The following is a 19,287-nucleotide window of genomic DNA, read 5'->3' as shown; positions in this document are numbered from 1 at the left end:
TAGTTCGTAGAGGATTGGAATTATTTCGTTTTTCCGTATTTTTAGAAAAACTAATCCTAACGTATCCATGCCGTCCAAACTTTTTTGTTCCCTCTTTTCCTTAATCACCATAACCTTTGTTCTTCTTACAAGTTGTGAACCTCCTGAAAACACAGATCGCTCTAAGAACCCCTATGTCACCTGGTCCTCCTATTTGGGTGATCCCGGACGGAGCCATTATTCCATCTTATCCCAAATAACACCGGAAAATATTAAGAACCTAAAAGTGGCCTGGTCTTATAAGGCCGCGGATTGGGGCCAGATGCAAATGAACCCTATTGTTGCCGACACCATTCTCTATGGGGTTACGGCAGCCATGCGGGTGGTGGCCTTACATGCCGCTACAGGCAAGGAAATATGGCAATTTGGAGATTCTGTAAAAGTTTGGCATTCCACAAGCCGTGGCGTTTCCTATTGGGAGAAGGGAGAGGACAAGCGGATTTTATACACCCGGGGTTCGGATTTGTATGCCTTGAATGCCCTAACCGGAAAACCAATACCAACTTTCGGGGATGACGGCAAGGTAGACATGCGTTCCGGACTACCCGAATCCGCCCAAAACAAATTCGTGATTTCAAATACCCCGGGAACCGTTTATAAGGATATTATTGCAATGCCTTTACGATTATCCGAGGGTCCTGGAGCACCACCTGGGGATGTTATGGCCTTTAACGTAATTACAGGGGCCGTTGAATGGGTATTCCATACCATTCCAGAAGCGGATGAAGAAGGGTATGACTCCTGGGGAGATGAAGACCCTAGGAAGAGTCCGCTCGTAGGTGCCGCCAATAATTGGGCCGGTATGGCCGTGGACGAAGAGGCGGGAATCATTTATGTGCCTACGGGATCGGCAGCTCCCGACTTTTATGGGGGCGTTCGAAAAGGGAGCAATTTGTATGCCAATAGTTTGGTGGCCTTGGATGGCAATACCGGAGCCCGTATCTGGCATTTTCAATTTACACATCATGACATTTGGGACCGCGACCCCCCTGCCCCACCCAATCTTCTGACGGTGGAACGGGATGGCAAAAAGATTCCGGCCGTGGCCCAGGTAACAAAACAAGGTTATGTCTATGTTTTTAATCGAATGACCGGTGAACCTTTGTTCGATATTGAGGAACATCCCGTACCCCAGACCATTTTGGAGGGTGAGGAAACTTGGCCTACCCAACCTTTTCCGGTAAAACCAAAGCCGTTTGCACGTCAATCCACAGAACTGTCCGAGAACAGTGTAAGCCCATATGCGGAAAACCAAGAGGAACTACGGGAGCTCTTAAGAACGGCGGATAAACGTATTTATGCCCCTCCAAGTCTGGAGCCCGTAATTCTTCTTCCTGGATACGATGGGGCCGCCGAATGGGGAGGAGCAGGAGCCGATCCCGAGGATGGGATTCTCTATGTGAATTCCAACGAGATGCCGCGTATGCTACAAATGGGCATTGCCCAAAACGACTATGCTGGATTGCCTTTGGGCCAGGGTGTGTACAACAAATATTGTATTACCTGTCATCAGGCGGATAGAAAAGGTGTGGTGGCCAGTGGTTTTCCTTCGTTGATCGACCTGCAATTAAGAAAGGAAAAGGATGAAGTTTCCACCATTGTTACGCAGGGGAAGGGCATGATGACGGGTTTCCCACAGCTTCCAAAGGAAGAGATGGATGCACTTTTGCGATTTCTATTTGATGAGGAAATACAACATAGTGTTGCCGAGGAAACGACCCAAAATGACTCTATAGCTATTCCATACAAACATTTGGGCTACAACAAATTTGTAGATAGTAATGGCCTTCCAGCTATAGCCCCTCCCTGGGGTACTATGCACGCCATTGATCTGAACACAGGGGAATACATTTGGTCCATTCCCTTTGGGAATACTCCGGAATTAGGCGATGAAGGAATCGGAATCGGCACGGAAAACTACGGCGGCCCAATTGTAACCAAAAATGGCCTTTTATTTATCGGTGCTACCCGGGACGGGTATTTTAGGGTGTTCAATAAACACACCGGGGAACTGCTTTGGGAGTACAAGCTACCCGCAGCCGCCTTTGCAACACCAGCCATGTACGAGGTAAATGGAAAGCAATACATTGCCATTGCCTGTGGGGGCGAAAAATTGGGAACGGAAAAAGGCAACCAGATTTTAGCTTTTGCTTTGGAATGATTTGAAATTAGTTAATGCACGGTGATTCCTTAAATGTGCCCCTGTCCCGTACCAGCATTCGATACGCCTTGATTTTTTCGTCCAAATCATAATTTTCCATTTGGTAATCCGGGGTATAGAATACGTTGTCCCAATAAGTGGTCCGAGGTTCCTTGACCCTCAAATCGTTGGTTTGCTCCATCCAGGTTTTGAGTTCTCTGCTCAATTCATCCTGTACCTTTCTGTATTTCGGGTCGTTGGCTTTATTTTTTAAATTATAGGGGTCATCGGCCAATACATACAATTCTTCCATGGGGCGTTTGCCAAAGGCCAATTGAAAATAATCTTTGTCCGATGGTTTCCCTTCCATGGCCATAATCTGGAATTTGGAAATGGAATTGTCCACATCCCCATACTGCCCTACGGACTGGTGTACTTCCGGGTCTCCTGCAGGCCAACGATCGGGTTCAAAATTCTTGATGTATAGAAATTCCTTGGTGCGAATTGCCCGTGATGGATAGCTCAAATCCCCCTTGCGAACATTGGCATGTCGTTCCCGTTCCAGAAAGACTTTACTACGGTCGGTTTTCGGTCCGTTGCCCTCTTCAAACAGTTCCAACAAACTATTTCCGCTAAACGCTTCAGGGATTTCCAATTCAGCGGCTTCCAAAAAAGTGGGGCCAAAATCGATAAAGTTCATAAAATCGCCAACGCGTTTTCCCCCTTCTATATGGCCTTTCCAATACATTGCCAGTGGCATCCTCGTACCGTAATCATAGAGCGTTGCCTTTGCTCGGGGGAAGGGCATCCCATTATCACTGGTCATAACGATAATGGTGTTGTCCAATAAACCTTGTTGCTCCAATATGTTGATGATGTTTCCTGATTCCCGGTCAAAGCGTTCCACTTCAAAATAGTAATCGAGGATGTCATTTCGTACACAAGGCGTATCGGGCAAAAATCCTGGAACATTAACCCTCTTTTGATCCATTCCAGATCTTACTCCGGTATTCGTTTCATAAACCCGATGCGGATCACTGCTGCCGAACCAATAGGCGAAAGGTTGATTATCCTTTTTGTCCTTCAAGAAAGTCCTAAAATCGGGATAGTCCTTCCCCGCAGGGTTGTGCTCATATCCCCCTGCTTTAAAATCTCCCGGCCCCCAGCCTTTGCGACTCTTTCCGGTATGGTAACCGGATTCCTTTAGGAGGGACATCCAATTGGGAAATTTATCCGGAATTATGGACCACAGATTGCCGGCACTTTCCAATTGGTGGGGATACCTACCCAACAAAATACTGGCCCGTGAGGGAGAACAGGAGGGCGCGGCACAATGGGCATTTTCAAACACCGCTCCCTCGCTTGCCAAAAAATCGAATGTAGGGGTACGGACAACCGAATTACCATACGCCCCGGCATGTGGGTAGGACCAATCATCGGCAATCAAAAAAAGGATGTTAGGCTTTGAAGGTAGTGTGTTTATTTTTTCTGTTTCGGGAAAGGTAGCTGCAGAAAACAGCACTGCGATTCCAAGAACCCAAACAATTCCCAAAAACTTACATACGGTAGGGGTTGTCAATTTCATCAGGTTTGTTAACTTTCCAATAAATATAGCACTCAAAAATCGAAAAATGGACAAAATAAGAGTTTTGGTAGTGGGTTGCGGCCATATGGGAACCAGCCATGCCCGAGCCTATCATCAACTAGAGGGTTTTGAAATCGTTGGTCTGGTAAGTAGAAAGCCAGAAAGTAGGGAACGCTTATCCCAAGAATTAGGAGGGTATCCTACCTATGGAGATTATGCCGAGGCCTTGGAAGAAGCAAAACCGGATGCCGTATCCATAAACACCTATCCGGATACACATGGCGAATATATTCGGATGGCCCTGAGCGCCAACGCTCATGTGTTCGTAGAAAAGCCCTTGGCCTTAACGGTAGAAGAAGCGCAGAGTTTGGCGGATTTGGCCCAGGAAAAAGGGAAGAAAATGGTGGTTGGTTATATTCTTCGGGTACATCCCGCTTGGGCAAAATTCGTGGAAGTGGCCAAGTCCCTTGGAAAACCTTTGGTGATGCGTATGAATCTGAACCAACAAAGTTCCGGTAGCAACTGGTACACCCATAAGCAATTAATGAACAGCATGTCGCCTATTGTGGATTGTGGGGTTCACTACGTGGACGTCATGTGTTTGATGACGGAATCCGTTCCCGTAAGTGTTAGCGCAATCGGGGCAAGGCTTTCCGATGAAATCGATGCCGAAATGTACAATTACGGACAGCTACAAGTACGATTTAAAGATGGCTCCGTGGGGTGGTACGAGGCCGGTTGGGGGCCGATGATGAGCGAGACCGCTTTTTTTGTCAAGGACGTAATCGGACCCAAAGGGTGCGTCTCAATTGTGGACGAAGCCAAAGGGGAGAGTGACAGTGTTGATGATCACTCCAAGACCGGGGCCTTGAAACTTCATCATGCAGCTACGGACGAAAACGGAAATTTTGCCAAAGCGGACGAAATAATAGACACCTCGGACGAGCCAGATCATGATGGGCTTTGCCTCTTGGAACAGGAATACTTTTTAAAGGCCATAACCGAGGATATCGATTTGGACAATCACCTGCGTGATGCGGTGAATAGTTTACGTATCGTATTGGCGGCGGACGAGTCGTTTCGAACAGGGAAAACGGTCGAATTGTAAAAATCGAACCCCTTTGCATAGACGTATGGCTATCTGCCAAAGATGGCGGACAGGATGTTTTTGCACTACGATTAGATAATAAATGATTCAACTTATAGAAAGAGCTAAAAGCTTTACGGATCGAGAAGCTTTGGTCTCCAATGGAAACTCCTTTACGTACGACCAATTATTGGAGTCGGCGCACAAGGTTGCGGCGAATCTTTTGAATGGAAAGCCTGATTTGGAAGAAGCCCGGATCACCTTTCTTGTACCTCCCTCATTTGAGTACACGGCAATACAGTGGGGCATTTGGATGGCCGGAGGCATTGCCGTTCCACTTTGTGTCCTACATCCGTTGCCCTCCATTCAATATGTCTTGGAGGATACACAAGCCGAAATGGTTATCGCCCATCCGGATTATATCGATTTCCTATCTCCATTGGAAAAACAGATTGGCGTTTCCATAGTTGCCTTGGAATCCATTTTACAGAATCGTTCAACGAGGCTTCCGGATGTCCGTATGGAACAAAGGGCCATGATTCTTTATACCAGTGGTACCACAAGCAAACCCAAAGGCGTGGTCACTACGCATGCCAATATCCAAGCACAAATTACCACCTTGGTAAATGCCTGGGAATGGCAACAGGACGATTATATCCTTAATATACTTCCCCTACATCATGTACATGGCATTATCAATGTGATGAGCTGTGCGCTATGGAGTGGGGGCTGTTGCGAATTTTTGCCCAAATTCGAAGCTGAAAGTGTCTGGAATAGTATTAAATCAGGTCGGTTGACTTTGTTTATGGCCGTACCGACCATCTACTTTAAACTGATTGCTTTTTGGGATAGCGCTTCCGAGACGGCACGAGAAGAAATGTCCGAGGCCGCATCCAAACTCCGGTTAATGGTTTCCGGCTCCGCAGCCTTACCGGTGTCTGTATTGGAGAAGTGGCAGAAAATAACGGGACAGACCTTGTTGGAACGCTATGGGATGACCGAAATCGGAATGGGACTTTCAAATTCCTATCGCGGGGAAAGAAGGCCCGGGCATGTGGGGTTACCTTTGCCTAGTGTTGAAATGCGCTTGGTTAATGGCCAAGATAAAATCGTAGGTGAAAACGAGGCCGGTGAATTTCAAATCAAAGGGCCCAGTGTTTTTAAGGAGTATTGGCAAAAGCCGGACGCTACAAAAAAGGCGTTTACCAAGGATGGCTGGTTTATTACAGGAGATATCGGCATGTTGAACAACGGATCCTACAAAATTCTTGGACGCGATAGTGTGGACATCATTAAATCTGGGGGCTATAAAATATCGGCCTTGGAAATTGAGGATGTTTTACGAAAACACCCTATGGTTCAGGATTGTGCCGTTGTAGGGTTGCCCGAAGAGGAATGGGGCGAGGTAGTATCGGCCTGTTTGATTACCAAGGACGAAACAATCGATACCAAAATAATTTCCAAATGGTTGAAGGAACAATTACCCGGTTATAAGATTCCCAGAAATTATATCGTTAGAAAAGCCTTGCCCCGAAACGTTTTGGGCAAGGTAACCAAGAATGAGCTAAAGAAAATGTTTTAAGTTCCTTCACCTTAAGAACATATTTTAAAGGTTTTGTACGGTAAGACAAAAATTTGAATTAAACTATGGATTTCCTAACCCTTCTCCCCTACATCGGGATTATTGTTTTTGTGGTCATCAATGCTTTGTTGGTGCTAAAGCGGGATATCACCGTAGATGAAAGTGACCATACCCCAGAGCATTGATGGCTTATTTTCAAGAACATTATGTGACGCTGCTCCTCACGATATTTTATGTCTTGGGTTGTTTGTACATCGGCTGGTATTTTAAGAAAAAGGCCAATCAAGGTGTGGCGGGGTATTACGTGGCAAAACGCGAGATTCCGGGATGGGTGATTTCCTTGGCTTTCTTTTCCACTTCGGCCAGTACCAATACGTATATTGGCCAAGCGGGGAAATCCTTTGAATATGGTCTTTCATGGGCATGGATGGGGCTCATATGGACCTTTTTCTGTATCATCTCCTGGCAATTATTGGGGCCTAGAATGCGTTTTCAGACGGCGCGTTTAAAATCCTTTACCATCCCGGATTACTTTCATTTGCGCTATAAGAGTTCGCTGGCCAAAAGTATTCGGGTACTTTCCGCCCTAATCATCCTATTCGCTACTTTGTGGTATATGGTTGGTATTGCCAAAGGATGCGCCCATGTACTTACTTCGGTTCTGGATATTCCCTACGAATATGGGGCCTTTGCCATTATCGCTATTACTTGTGCCTATACTATTTGGGGCGGAATGTATAGCGTGCTTTGGACGGATGCCATTCAGGGTATTATCATGTTCGGGGTGGCCATTTTAATGCTGTCCATTCCGTTTTTCTATGCCGGGGGTTTGGACAACCTGATGGAGTCCATTAGCCAAACCGACCACTTAACGAAAGCGGGCGTGCCCATGAAATCCGGACTGGTTACTTTTGGCGAATTGGTATCGTTCCTTTATATCTTGGGTATTGGGTTGGCCGTTGGTATGAAACAAATTTCGGAGCCGAAAAATCTCATTCGATTTTACTCCGTGAACAACGCCAAAAGTATGCGTTTTGCCATGATATGGACCCCTGTTTTCCTGGGCATTTCCTTGGTCTGTGTAATGGGTCTAGGGGCTCTTGTACACGGAATGGCTTCAACTGGGGAAGCCGCTTATCTAATAAAGGATACGGACGAAGTTGTAGGCTTCATGTTGGACAAGTTTGACAACAAATGGGTCAGCGGTATTTGCGTGGCCGGTCTGTTCGCGGCGGGAATGTCCTCATTGGCATCGGTTATCATTATCATAGGAACCGCTTTTGTAAAGGACATATGGCACGTGGTTAAGCCTATGCCCGATACCAAAATCATCTCCCGCACCAAATGGTTTATGGGCCTTTACTGTATTCTGGTCTATGGCTTTACCCTATATCCCATGGCCGGTATCGTAGAGCTGACCGCTTTTGCTGGAGCGGTGTTCGCAGCAAGTTTTTTCCCTGCCATTTTTGGTGGGCTATATTTAAAATGGGGCACGGATCTGGGGGCAATGGCTTCTATGATCATGGGAATGGTGGTAAATGTGGTTTGGCGGTTTGCCTTTAGATTCAACTTTGAGGGCTGGGAAGATGTTCATGAAATTATCCCTGCATTTTTGGTCTCAATGTTGACCTATATTGTAGTAAGCTTATTAGGGAAAAACCGAAGGCCCGATGCGGAACATTTGAAGGTGGTCTTTGGCTCGGGTTCGCACTCTTGAGTAATGGGGCGATACTTTTTCTAAAAACCCCAAAGAACCCTCTTTTTGCTTTTCCATCAAAATATTTAGAAATCCCCTTCAGCTACAAAAACCAGGGTACAGCATTTCTAGTCTTTGAATAAGGGCGTTTGGGCCAAGTTTATCAATCCTTCATCTTCCTTCCTTAAAACACGTTGGGTTCGGAGATACCGGTTAAGGTTCCACTCATCAAAATTTGGGGCATCCTTGTCCATACTACTAATACGGATCATTTCCGATGCGTGGATAAATTCGTTGTTGCCTATCCACATGCCTACATGTACCACTTTTTCCGAAGTAGAGTCTGTTGCTTTTTTCCCAAAAAAGAGTAAATCCCCCTTCTGTAGATTATCAAAGTTTTGGGTAGAATCTATAGCCTCCCCGGTGTGGACCTGTTGTGAAGCATCCCTAGGAATTACCATTCCATTCAAGAAATAAACTGTTTTGGTAAAGCCACTACAATCCATCCCCTTGGTAGAGGTACCGCCCCATAAATATGGGACTCCCATGAACTTTCGGGAAGTGTTCACCAAATCTTCAACTGTAGGATTCAGATTTTCCAGCCATTCCCCATAATCTTGTGCCTCTTCCTTTGGAACATAGGCCTGTCTTCCATCCGGATACGCTACTGTATAGAACCCATCCGTATCCCCTAGAACTTCCAAAACATTGCCGGCCACCAAATCGGATACCATCTGTTTTTTGTCACGGTCTTTATAGGAATGCCCATAGATTTGCTTATAAATGATTTTGTCGTTGGCCATCCACTGATCGGCGCGTTCGGAGTCCATCAATTCGATGCCTCCATCATCTACCCAGGACAGATATTTGTCCGGTGTTTGTATATAGTACCAACTTCCTTTCTTTTTCAATACTTTTACCGGAGTACCTAAAGTCGCTTGGGTCGCCAGTTCGGCCGAATGTTTGGGTTCACTTCGAAGGTTGGCTACCGATATATTGACTACGGCCTGTGTTTTCCTTCCTAAATCCAAAGCGGGCAATAGTCGTATGCTATCTACAAACTCAATGTTTTCCTTGGTCAGTTGTTCTTTAAGCGCTGCGATGGCATTTGGCAAATCACTCTCCCCTTCTAAAACATGGACATCATTTTTTCTTAGTGCCTTTACATTGAATAAAGCGACGCGTTTATCCGGGGCAAATTCTGATTTAACGGCCAATATTTGTTCTTGAAGCGGCATTCCCTCTTCTTTATTCACTTCACAGGATATTAAAAAAGTGAATGCCGAAGCGATTACAAAGATGTTGGCTTTTAGATTCATTCCTTTAATTTTCGGTAAAAATAAGGATATTGTCCTATCCCTGTTTCTTGATATGTTTGGAGGGGGTCTTTTACGGTTTTAATTTATCCTTTTTGTCTAATTTTGGCCTCGATGAAAAAACTTAAGGTCATAGAGCTCTTTGCCGGGGTCGGTGGATTTAGACTAGGTCTCGAGAAAACTGGGGTCTATGAAGTGGTCTGGAGCAATCAATGGGAACCCGGCACCAAAACACAGCATGCTTCCAGGGTATATGAAGCGCGCTTCGGAAACAAAAATCATAGTAACCAGGATATCGCCGAAGTGCCTACCTCGGATATTCCCGATGCCGATGTATTGGTCGGAGGATTTCCCTGTCAAGATTATTCCGTCGCGACCACACTACAAAATTCCAAAGGGCTTATCGGAAAAAAGGGCGTTTTATGGTGGAGCATCCATCGAATACTTTCGGAAAAGAAAAACAAGCCCAAGTATTTGTTTTTTGAAAATGTGGATCGTTTATTAAAATCCCCATCTTCACAGCGGGGAAGGGATTTTGCGATTATGCTCAAGAGTTTGGAGGAACTTGGTTACGCCGTAGAATGGCGCATCATCAATGCAGCGGATTATGGGATGCCCCAAAGAAGGAGAAGGGTCTTCTTTTTGGGTTATCATAAATCATCCCCCGTATTTAAATCCTTGAAAAATGCGGGAAAAAACGAATGGCTTTACCAAACTGGGACTATGGCCAAAGCCTTTCCCATTAAAAAACCTTCCCCAATAGCCAACCCTTTTGTTTTGGATGGAAATCTCATTTCAGTCTCCAAGGATTTTAACAAGGGTGGGAAGTTGTCACCTTTTCAGAACACCGGAATTTTTATCAATGGCCAAGTATTTACTTGTAAAACCTTTCCTAATTACGATGGTGAACAAGTGTTGTTAGGTGATGTGCTTCAAAATGGGGATGTTACCGAGGATTTTTTTGTTTCCCAACAAAATCTTCCGAAATGGGAATATCTCAAAGGTGCCAAAAAAGAAGTCAGAACCGCCAAAAATGGATTTACCTATAAGTACAGTGAGGGAAGGATGATTTTTCCCGATGCATTGGATAGCGCATCGCGTACAATCATTACGGGTGAAGGGGGCAAAAGCCCATCGCGATTTAAGCATGTGGTACATACCTCAAAAGGGTTAAGAAGATTGACTCCGGTAGAATTGGAACGTTTGAACATGTTCCCTGATGACCATACCCTATTGGAAGGGATTTCCGATACCAAAAGGGCCTTTTTTATGGGCAACGCGCTCGTGGTCGGGGTAGTAAAGAAAATTGGGGAATCCCTCAATAATCAACATGTTCAACCCTAAGAAAAATTGAAAACTTTAATATACTCAGAGTTATGGATAGCAATCAATTAACGGTCATTGCAAGAATTTTGGTCAAACCCGAAAAGAAGGAATTCGTTAAAAACGAACTTCTCAAATTAATTGAAATTACCCGAAAGGAAGAGGGTTGTATCGACTATGACCTGCATCAGGATAATGAAAACAAAAATCTATTTCTATTCTACGAGAACTGGACTACTCGGGAATTATGGCAAAAGCATATAAATAATTCCCATATTTCCGATTATAGAAAAGCTACGGAAGGTGCTATCGAGGAATTTACGCTAAACGAAATGACCCGTATTGGTTAGTACCTCCATATTTCCGGTGCATTCAAACAGAAAAAATAAGGGTGAACAATAATCGGATTTTTATGTTTTTAGTCATAAGTTACTGTTAATCAGCATATAAAATTTGGAATTGCCATTTTTTTCCATTATTTTATCTCTTATGATACGTCTGGAAAAATTGGAGAACAGGAAGTTTTTGGAAAAATCCATCCATTATCTAGAGGCTACGGGATTTGAGAACATCAAGGCGGATTTGGAGGGTTATGAAAGTCCAAAATCCTATCTTAGAAAAGAGAGCGGGAACCGGATTACACCGGATATCGTTGCCGTTAAAAATGGTATAAAGTATTTCTTTGATATTAGCCTAAAATCGGAAAAACCACGTTTGCTGAAAACAAAATGGCTGTTTTTGGACACCCTTACCCGTATGAAGTCCGAGAGGTTCCGAATTATAACTACAAAAGGACATTACAGATTTACGGATACGCTTTTGGAGGAAATTAATCTTTCCAACAAGGAGCCCATTAAGATTTAAGAAAACGAAACAACCCTGGCCAATGAGGATTACCTAATTGTAACCGGCATTGTTCATTTCCGTAACATGCCAATATGCGGAATTCCATCTTCCAGATATCCCTTCCCTATCTGTTCAAATCCCAGTTCATGATAAAAGCGTTCCAAATATAACTGCGCTGAAACATGTATTTTTCTTTCACCAAAGTGCTCCTCAATAGCTCGTATGGATGCTTTCATAATTTCCTTTCCATAACCGTATTTACGTTCCGATGCCCTGACCACTACCCTTCCGATACTGGCGGTATCCACATAATCACCCGGTCTAAATATGCGTGTGTAGGCAACCACATTTCCTCCCTTATGACCGACTATGTGAAGTGCCTTTTGGTCTTTTTCATCCAAATCTTGATAAACACATTGCTGCTCAACAACGAAAACCTCGGAGCGCAATCGCAAAATGCCATATAATTCGGTATTGGAAAGTTCTTGAAAACCTTTTACGGAGATATGTAGCATTAATCCTGAACAATTACATTTTTACTATCGCACTTACCAAATTCTGGTTGAATATTTACATGATTTATACCATATTTATGGTACATCTCCTCCTCTATCCGTTCCAAAATAATATCAAATTCGGATAATTTTATATCCTCCTTAAAATCTATATGGGCCTCAAGATGTACCTCATCCTCGTTCAATTGCCAAATATGGACATGGTGCACATTTCGCACAGGTCCTATCCGCTTAATGGTTTCCACAATTTTTTGAACCTGAATCGTATGGGGCGTAAACAACATCAGTACCCGTGTTGAATTCTTAAGAAGATCGTATCCCATATAAATAAGATACAACGCTATCGCCAAAGTTAGGGCGGTATCTACCCAATATACTTGATAAAATTTCATGAGCAGCCCACCGATCAGAACGGCGATTGAAGCCATCATATCCGTTAATAAGTGCAAATAGGCCGATTTCATATTCATATTACTACTTGCCGTACCTTTTAAAAGAAAAACGCTAAAGCCGTTTGCGGCAATCCCCAATAAGGATAACCAAATCACCAAATCGGATTCTATTTCTTGGGGACTTAAGAAACGTTCCACAGCTTCCTTTATCAAAACAAGGGCAACAACAATAAGTGTTGCCGAATTTACGAACGCTGCAATTATTTCGGCACGCTTATAACCAAAAGTCTTATTCGTGGAGGCCTCTTTTTTGGAAAGTACGTTGGCAATATAACTTATAACCAAGGACATTACATCGCTAAAGTTGTGAAGTGCATCGGAAAGTAAAGCGAGACTTCCCGAGACCAAGCCTCCTATAACCTGGGAAACAGTAATAAGTATATTCAGAAATATGGAAATAATGAGGTTTCTGCCCTTTACATCAGGATGGGAGTGATTATGATGTATATGCCCCATTATTACTGTTCAAAAACTTTTGGCCTGATTGATTACTTACAAGGAATCTTTTCTATTCTCCTTTCATGACGACCACCGGCAAATTCCGTACTAAAAAAAGTCTTTACCATTTGTAATGCCTGGGGCAATGAAATGAACCGAGCGGGTAAACTAAGGATGTTGGCATCATTATGTTCCCTGGCCAGTTCCACAATTTCCTTGTTCCAACACAAGGCACAGCGTATCTTCTGATGCTTGTTTGCCGTCATGGATGCACCATTGCCGCTACCACAAACAACAATGCCATAGTCCGCTTTGCCACTTTCCACATCTTCTGCCACTGGATGTACAAAATCCGGGTAATCCACACCATCGGCACCATCGGTCCCATGATTTATCACTTCTTTGCCCATTGATTTCAAAAGCCCGATTACGGCCAACTTATACTCCGTTCCGGCATGGTCGTTTCCTATGGATATCTTCATGGTATAGCAATTTGATTTATAAACAAATGTACAAAATACGGAGCTAGCACGATAAATCTAAAACGTTTCTCCATTTGTTCATTACCTGCAATTATCAATTCATTACCTGTTCATAAGATTCGTAAAAAAGTTGCTTTTAAAATTTTGCCATCTATCTTGAAATTCGCTTTACAAAACAATGCCTAGAATAGGCAAAAAATATTTAAAAAATTTAAAGCATGCTATAACCACAATTCCCTAACCTAATTAACATTAAAATAACATTAAATTTTCAAAAAAATCATGTTGAGACAAGTTATCAACTTATTTTGATAACTGGTATAATCCGTTGATTCTGAAAAGCAAGACTATGGTAAAAAATGTCGACAAAAAAGTAATTCGGTTCAAAGCAAATTTTAGGGATTTAATTTTTGCCCACTATTAACATCCTATAATCATTATCAATTTTGTTTTAAAATCTAAAAAAGAAATACGAATACTATGTATTACTGTTAATAAACAGATCTATTTTTTTTTGAATGAATTTGGAAAGTGGGTAGTGGATTATAATTTGTAATTTTCGATGCAAATAAAAATGAATGTCAAGAAGAAAAAAGAAGGCTAGAAATCATAGAAGAAATGAAATTACCAAAGGTATTTTTACTGTTCTTGAAAGAGAGCCCAAAAAGAGCTTCAACTATAAACAAATAGCCGCTAAAATAGGGGTTACCGATACCCAGGATAGAAATGCGCTGATCAAGAGGTTGGGACAGCTAAAGGAAAAAAAGAGAATTTTAGAAATAGACCGAGGCAGTTACAAAGCTATTGAAAACTCTAAATCCCATCTTACCGGAATTGTGGATATCACTGGAAGAGGGAATGCCTATGTGATAATCGAAGGGAGCGATGAGGATGTCTTTGTTCCATATAATAAGTTGAACAAGGCTTTTCATAAGGATAAGGTAGAGGTGTACGTTTCTCCCAGTAGAAAGGGAAAGAAATTGGAAGGGGAAATCATCAAGGTATTGAAACGCCATAAAACTGAATTTGTTGGGATAGCGGATATTCAGCGAAATTTTGCCTTTGTGCGACCTAAGGACATTGGTATGTATACCGACATCTTTGTACCCAAGGAACGGCTCAAGAATCTAAAGGTCAATGATGGGGATAAAGTAATTGTAGAAATGACCGATTGGCCGGAGGACGCAGATTCACCTTACGGTAGGATTATCGATGTATTAGGAAAGCCAGGGGAGCACCATACGGAAATTCATTCGATTTTGGCGGAATACGGTCTTCCCTATGAATTTCCTAAGGAGGTGGAACACTTCTCAAAAAAGTTGGACACCACTATAAAGGCTGAGGAAATCGCGAAGCGACGTGATATGAGGGATACCCTCACCTTTACCATAGACCCAAAGGATGCCAAGGATTTTGATGATGCTTTATCCTTTAGGGTTTTGGATAATGGAAACTATGAAATTGGAGTGCATATAGCGGATGTTTCCCACTATGTAAAACCGAATACCGTTTTGGATGATGAGGCCTATGAACGGGCTACATCTGTTTATTTGGTGGACAGGGTGGTTCCCATGTTACCGGAAATCTTGTCCAACAATGCCTGTTCCCTGCGACCCAATGAAGAAAAATATACCTTCTCCGCTATTTTTGAAATGACAAAGAAAGCGGAGTTAAGGAGCCAATGGTTTGGCCGTACGGTAATAAATTCCAATGAACGTTTTGCCTATGAAGAGGCGCAACATATCATAGAAAATAGAGAAGTCCATATTCCTAGGGAAGTATCGATTCGAGAAAAAGAGTATACCGTCTCCGATGAAATAGTAGAGGCGGTTCTTATTTTGGACGATTTGGCCAAAACCATGCGGCAAAAGCGAATGGATGAGGGAGCCATTTCATTTGATAAGGTAGAAGTACGATTTAACCTTACCGAAGATAATGAGCCAGAGAGTGTATACTTTAAGGAAGCAAAGGATGCCAATAAGCTTATTGAGGAGTTTATGTTATTGGCCAATAAAAAAGTAGCGGAATATATAGGAATACAAAAGCCTAAAAAGACCTTCGTATATAGGGTGCACGATAATCCGGACGAGGATAAATTATTGGCCTTGAACGGGATTATCTCTCGATTTGGGCATAAGCTAAATTTCAAGGACAAAAAGTCTATTAGCGCTTCATTGAACAAACTTCTGGAGGATGTAAAGGGTAAAAAGGAACAGAATTTAGTGGATACTTTGGCCATACGAAGTATGAGCAAAGCAATTTATACTACTGAAAACATCGGGCACTATGGTTTGGCCTTCGATTACTATACCCATTTCACCTCGCCCATAAGAAGATATCCGGATGTAATGGTGCATCGGCTTTTGCAGCATTATTTGGATAAAGGCAAATCCCCTAATTCCGAGCTCTATGAGGAACGTTGCAAACATTCATCGGATATGGAAAACTTGGCGGCTAATGCGGAAAGAGACTCCATTAAATATATGCAGATCAAGTTTATGCAAGATCATCAAGATCAAGAATTTATTGGTGTGATAAGCGGTGTAACGGAATGGGGCATCTATGTTGAGATTATCGAGAATAAATGTGAGGGAATGGTACGCATACGGGATATAATAGGTGATTATTATATCTTTGATGAAAAGGAGTATGCATTGGTGGGAGAGCGGACCAAGGAAATGTATCAACTGGGTGATGAAGTTATCGTAATGGTAAAGAAAACGGATTTGATAAAAAGGCATTTGGACTTTTCACTCCTAGGTAAGCATGAACACTAATTGTTTTTGGAATAGATTTTGTTTTAGAGAAAAAGATTGTACCTAAAAACTGATATCATGAAAAAGTCGATATGGCTAATGGTACTAGTATGCAATTTTCAATTGATAAGTGCTCAAAATGAGAAACTTACAAAGGAATTGAATAAATTTACCCAGGTAAAGGCCTTTGATGGATTATCGGTAAATCTTATCAAATCCGATGTAAATAGAGCGGTCATTACCGGAGCCAATACCGAAAAAGTGGCCGTTGTAAACAATGGTGGCACCTTAAAGCTGCGGATGCAAATAGATAAGATTTTTAGTGGTTACCGAACATTTATAGATTTATACTATACGGAGAAATTGGTCATTATCGATGTAAATGAAGATGCCCGTATTACTTCCCAGGAGACTATAGAACAGGATGTTTTGGAGCTTAGAGCTCAAGAAGGTGGAGAATTGTCCATAAAGGCAGAGGTGGAACAGTTACTCATAAAGGCCGTAACGGGTGGTGTAATTGAAGCCAATGGTTCATCCGATTTACAGGATGTGGCCATTAACACTGGAGGCGTATATGAAGGAAAGGATTTAAAAACTGGGTTTTCCACGGTCAATGTAAATGCCGGATCAAAAGCGGAAATATACGCATCAAACTATGTAAAGGCCACTGTAAAGGCAGGAGGAGAAGTACTGGTTCATGGAAACCCGGCAAAAATGGATGAAAAAACCGTATTTGGTGGAAAAATAATCCGAATGTAAGCAAATTTCATGTTTGAAGATGTACAGGCGGCAATCCCTTTGGGCTTTTTACTAAGCTTCATGATTGGTCCTGTTTTCTTTGTGCTTTTGGAAACAAGTGCCATAAAAGGCTTTAGGGCAGCTCTTTCCTTTGATATGGGGGTTATTGTTGCGGACATCTTTTTTCTTACCATTGCCTATTTTAGTAGTTTTCAGCTACTGGAAAACCTAAGCAACCAACCGGGCCTTTATGTCTTCGGGGGGATGATTTTACTGGTTTATGGTATTCGAGTATTCTCGAAAAGGGAAAACAAAGAAGCCAAACCAAACTTCAGGGTCAGCAAAGGGGATTATTTGGGTCTTTTCGTAAAAGGATTTTTGTTGAATTTCATCAATATTGGGGTCTTGATTTTTTGGCTTGGGGTGATGATAATTATAGGCCCCTCCTTGGATAATGACCCCAATCGTATCTTGATTTTTTTGGCTACCATGTTACTGGCTTATTTGATTACCGATATTTTCAAGATTTTATTGGCCAAACAACTGAAAAGAAAGCTTACCCACAAACGGATTCATTTGATAAAAAAGGGCCTTGGCGTTATATTGATTATATGTGCACTTGTGTTGATTATAAAAGGGTTTTTGCCCAAGGACAAATTTGACATAGAAAAGGGAATCGAAAGAATAGAGCAAATAAGGTAGTTCAAAACATCTTTCCAAAAAGAAAAACCCTCCTGGTTATAGGAGGGTTTTTGTTGAGGCATCGAGCGGATTCGAACCGCTGTACAAGCTTTTGCAGAGCTGTGCCTAGCCACTCGGCCACGATGCCAATACGAACCGCAAAGGTAAGATGTTTTTGACTATTGAAAAACTTAAGGCATCCTTTTTTCGGTTAAAACAACGGTAACCATTTCCACATCCCCTCCTATGGGAGGGTTTATTTTGGACACGGAAACCGTGGCTTTCCTTACCATCTGCAATTCCGTCAAAATACGTTTTAAGATACGCATGGCCACATGTTCCAAAAGTTTGGAAGGAACCTTCATTTCCTCTACTACGATACGGTTGATATGTACATAATCCACGGTCTCCGAAAGACGATCGGACAAAGAGGGCTTGGAAAGATCCGCGTTGATGGAAACATCAACGCGATACTCGCTACCAATCGCGGTCTCCTCCTTTAAACAACCATGATGGCCATAGACCCTTATATTCTCTACTTTGACTTTTCCCAATGAAGTACATTTAAAATGAGTGCAAATTTAAGGGATTCCTTGAGAAAAAGGATTAAGTACATACACCTCAAATACTTCAGTAAAACTACGTGGGTTTTTAATACGTGCACCTACAATTGCTGATACCTTGGAATAGATCTATTCCAAGGGTCACCACATGGGTTCCCGTACTATAGCCAAGAAGTTCATTAAGAATAACCTGATAAGAATAGCCAAAATAGAAATTATTCTTTTTAAGCCCTACGATGGGGGCGATATACAGAGGGTCGCCAATTTGATCATTCAAAAATCTGTACGTTACCCCGGCGTAGTAATAATCCTCAAAATCATACCATCTAAATTTGACATTTAGGTCGGTAACGGATCGTCCATCACTTTCAAAAAGTTGAAAAAACACAGATGGTTCTATTTCCAATCGGCTATTTTTGTTTTTGGTATATCTGTAACCCGTATACACATAATAATTTCTTAGCCTATTGGGCTCAAAGACAGGATTGAACCTTTCCAAATCCTTATTCAACAAATTGGAGGCATTTGCACTGAAATAGAATTTGTCATAACGGTACATGACCCCAACATCAAAGTTATGGTTGGTCGTGGCCCGGTCATCCGTAACATTGGGATCTAAGGCATCAAAGTTCTCAATATCAATGCGGAACTGGTTAAAATTATAGGAAACACCAAAGGATAGGAACTCATCGTCATAGCGGTCCAAAGTCAAATGGTGCGCAAAGGAAACCCTTGCACCTCTTTGTTTGGTCTCTCCATTACTGTCATTATATAAGAGCATTCCTATACCGGATTTTTCACCTATTCGCATATCGGCGGCCAAGGACTGGGTGTCCGGGGCATCCTTGATACCAACCCATTGGGTAAGCCCGTTGATCCTGATTTTTACATGATCTCCAATTCCGGCATAGGTAGGTGACATCACAAAAGGATTATCTGCCAGATACTGGGAAAGTTGGGGTATGGTAAGCTCCTGACCTTTCAAGGCTATCGTACCGAGCAACAGTAACAAGGTCAAAAATCTATTACGCATGTGTTTGTAGGTTAA

Annotated in this window: 17 protein-coding genes and 1 tRNA gene; 10 read left to right on the top strand and 8 right to left on the bottom strand. The window is 42.5% G+C overall.

Annotated elements, in window-relative coordinates; all coding sequences use genetic code 11:
• The first annotated feature begins 67 nt into the window (after positions 1-67).
• On the top strand, positions 68-2,200 hold the full coding sequence (locus ACO06Y_RS05240) for a PQQ-binding-like beta-propeller repeat protein (protein WP_422082777.1): 2,133 nt from the start codon (positions 68-70) through the stop codon (positions 2,198-2,200).
• A gap of 7 nt (positions 2,201-2,207) precedes the next feature.
• Here the strand turns inward: ACO06Y_RS05240 and ACO06Y_RS05235 are convergent, their stop codons facing one another.
• Positions 2,208-3,764 carry a sulfatase gene (locus tag ACO06Y_RS05235; protein ID WP_422082776.1) on the bottom strand — a complete coding sequence of 519 codons (1,557 nt, stop codon included), beginning with the start codon at positions 3,762-3,764 and terminating at the stop codon, positions 2,208-2,210.
• A gap of 46 nt (positions 3,765-3,810) precedes the next feature.
• On the opposite strand from ACO06Y_RS05235, the gene ACO06Y_RS05230 reads away from it, so the two are divergent.
• The 3 genes from ACO06Y_RS05230 (at position 3,811) to ACO06Y_RS05220 (ending at position 8,150) form a co-directional block, all read left to right on the top strand.
• The gene (locus ACO06Y_RS05230) at positions 3,811-4,872 is read left to right on the top strand and encodes a Gfo/Idh/MocA family protein (protein ID WP_422082775.1); all 1,062 of its coding nucleotides are present in this window, start codon (positions 3,811-3,813) and stop codon (positions 4,870-4,872) included.
• Between the two features lie 82 nt (positions 4,873-4,954).
• On the top strand, positions 4,955-6,433 hold the full coding sequence (locus tag ACO06Y_RS05225) for an acyl-CoA synthetase (RefSeq protein ID WP_422082774.1): 1,479 nt from the start codon (positions 4,955-4,957) through the stop codon (positions 6,431-6,433).
• Positions 6,434-6,617: 184 nt separating this feature from the next.
• Complete coding sequence (locus tag ACO06Y_RS05220; protein ID WP_422082773.1) at positions 6,618-8,150, top strand: sodium:solute symporter family protein; 1,533 nt, start codon at positions 6,618-6,620, stop codon at positions 8,148-8,150.
• A 107-nt stretch (positions 8,151-8,257) separates the two neighbouring features.
• Here ACO06Y_RS05220 and ACO06Y_RS05215 read toward each other — a convergent pair whose 3' ends face one another.
• Positions 8,258-9,448, bottom strand: coding sequence for a C40 family peptidase (locus tag ACO06Y_RS05215; RefSeq protein WP_422082772.1), 1,191 nt, complete (start codon positions 9,446-9,448; stop codon positions 8,258-8,260).
• 111 nt (positions 9,449-9,559) lie between these two features.
• On the opposite strand from ACO06Y_RS05215, the gene dcm reads away from it, so the two are divergent.
• From dcm to ACO06Y_RS05200, 3 genes are all read left to right on the top strand, one after another.
• The gene (dcm, locus tag ACO06Y_RS05210) at positions 9,560-10,789 is read left to right on the top strand and encodes a DNA (cytosine-5-)-methyltransferase (protein WP_422082771.1); all 1,230 of its coding nucleotides are present in this window, start codon (positions 9,560-9,562) and stop codon (positions 10,787-10,789) included.
• 32 nt (positions 10,790-10,821) lie between these two features.
• On the top strand, positions 10,822-11,118 hold the full coding sequence (locus ACO06Y_RS05205; protein ID WP_422082770.1) for a putative quinol monooxygenase: 297 nt from the start codon (positions 10,822-10,824) through the stop codon (positions 11,116-11,118).
• A 139-nt stretch (positions 11,119-11,257) separates the two neighbouring features.
• On the top strand, positions 11,258-11,632 hold the full coding sequence (locus ACO06Y_RS05200; RefSeq protein WP_422082769.1) for a hypothetical protein: 375 nt from the start codon (positions 11,258-11,260) through the stop codon (positions 11,630-11,632).
• 53 nt (positions 11,633-11,685) lie between these two features.
• Here ACO06Y_RS05200 and ACO06Y_RS05195 read toward each other — a convergent pair whose 3' ends face one another.
• Genes ACO06Y_RS05195 through ACO06Y_RS05185 form a run of 3 tightly spaced genes read right to left on the bottom strand, consistent with a single transcriptional unit; the run spans position 11,686 to position 13,501 of the window.
• Positions 11,686-12,129 (bottom strand): GNAT family N-acetyltransferase, encoded by a 444-nt coding sequence (locus ACO06Y_RS05195; protein ID WP_422082768.1) that lies wholly within the window; start codon positions 12,127-12,129, stop codon positions 11,686-11,688.
• Complete coding sequence (locus tag ACO06Y_RS05190) at positions 12,129-13,037, bottom strand: cation diffusion facilitator family transporter (protein ID WP_422082767.1); 909 nt, start codon at positions 13,035-13,037, stop codon at positions 12,129-12,131. The genes ACO06Y_RS05195 and ACO06Y_RS05190 overlap by 1 nt, the downstream gene beginning before the upstream one ends.
• A 32-nt stretch (positions 13,038-13,069) precedes the next feature.
• On the bottom strand, positions 13,070-13,501 hold the full coding sequence (locus ACO06Y_RS05185; RefSeq protein WP_120710000.1) for an RpiB/LacA/LacB family sugar-phosphate isomerase: 432 nt from the start codon (positions 13,499-13,501) through the stop codon (positions 13,070-13,072).
• A 578-nt stretch (positions 13,502-14,079) separates the two neighbouring features.
• On the opposite strand from ACO06Y_RS05185, the gene rnr reads away from it, so the two are divergent.
• From rnr to ACO06Y_RS05170, 3 genes are read left to right on the top strand one after another with little or no spacing between them, the layout of a single operon-like run.
• A complete protein-coding gene (gene rnr / locus ACO06Y_RS05180) occupies positions 14,080-16,278 on the top strand; it encodes a ribonuclease R (protein WP_422082766.1) in 2,199 nt (732 codons plus the stop codon).
• Between the two features lie 57 nt (positions 16,279-16,335).
• Positions 16,336-17,016 carry a head GIN domain-containing protein gene (locus ACO06Y_RS05175; protein ID WP_422082765.1) on the top strand — a complete coding sequence of 227 codons (681 nt, stop codon included), beginning with the start codon at positions 16,336-16,338 and terminating at the stop codon, positions 17,014-17,016.
• A gap of 9 nt (positions 17,017-17,025) precedes the next feature.
• On the top strand, positions 17,026-17,697 hold the full coding sequence (locus ACO06Y_RS05170; RefSeq protein ID WP_422082764.1) for a LysE family translocator: 672 nt from the start codon (positions 17,026-17,028) through the stop codon (positions 17,695-17,697).
• Between the two features lie 56 nt (positions 17,698-17,753).
• On the opposite strand, the gene ACO06Y_RS05165 is transcribed toward ACO06Y_RS05170, so the two are convergent.
• The 3 genes from ACO06Y_RS05165 to ACO06Y_RS05155 form a co-directional block, all read right to left on the bottom strand.
• Positions 17,754-17,824 (bottom strand) — tRNA-Cys (locus ACO06Y_RS05165).
• Positions 17,825-17,867: 43 nt separating this feature from the next.
• The gene (gene folB / locus ACO06Y_RS05160) at positions 17,868-18,230 is read right to left on the bottom strand and encodes a dihydroneopterin aldolase (RefSeq protein ID WP_422082763.1); all 363 of its coding nucleotides are present in this window, start codon (positions 18,228-18,230) and stop codon (positions 17,868-17,870) included.
• A gap of 97 nt (positions 18,231-18,327) precedes the next feature.
• The gene (locus tag ACO06Y_RS05155) at positions 18,328-19,272 is read right to left on the bottom strand and encodes a PorP/SprF family type IX secretion system membrane protein (protein WP_299533644.1); all 945 of its coding nucleotides are present in this window, start codon (positions 19,270-19,272) and stop codon (positions 18,328-18,330) included.
• Positions 19,273-19,287: the final 15 nt, after the last annotated feature.

The sequence above is a fragment of the Ulvibacterium sp. genome (assembly GCF_965228935.1).
GTDB lineage: Bacteria > Bacteroidota > Bacteroidia > Flavobacteriales > Flavobacteriaceae > Ulvibacterium.
Note: the sequence above shows the minus strand (reverse complement) of the source record. Positions and strands in the feature narration are given on the sequence as shown.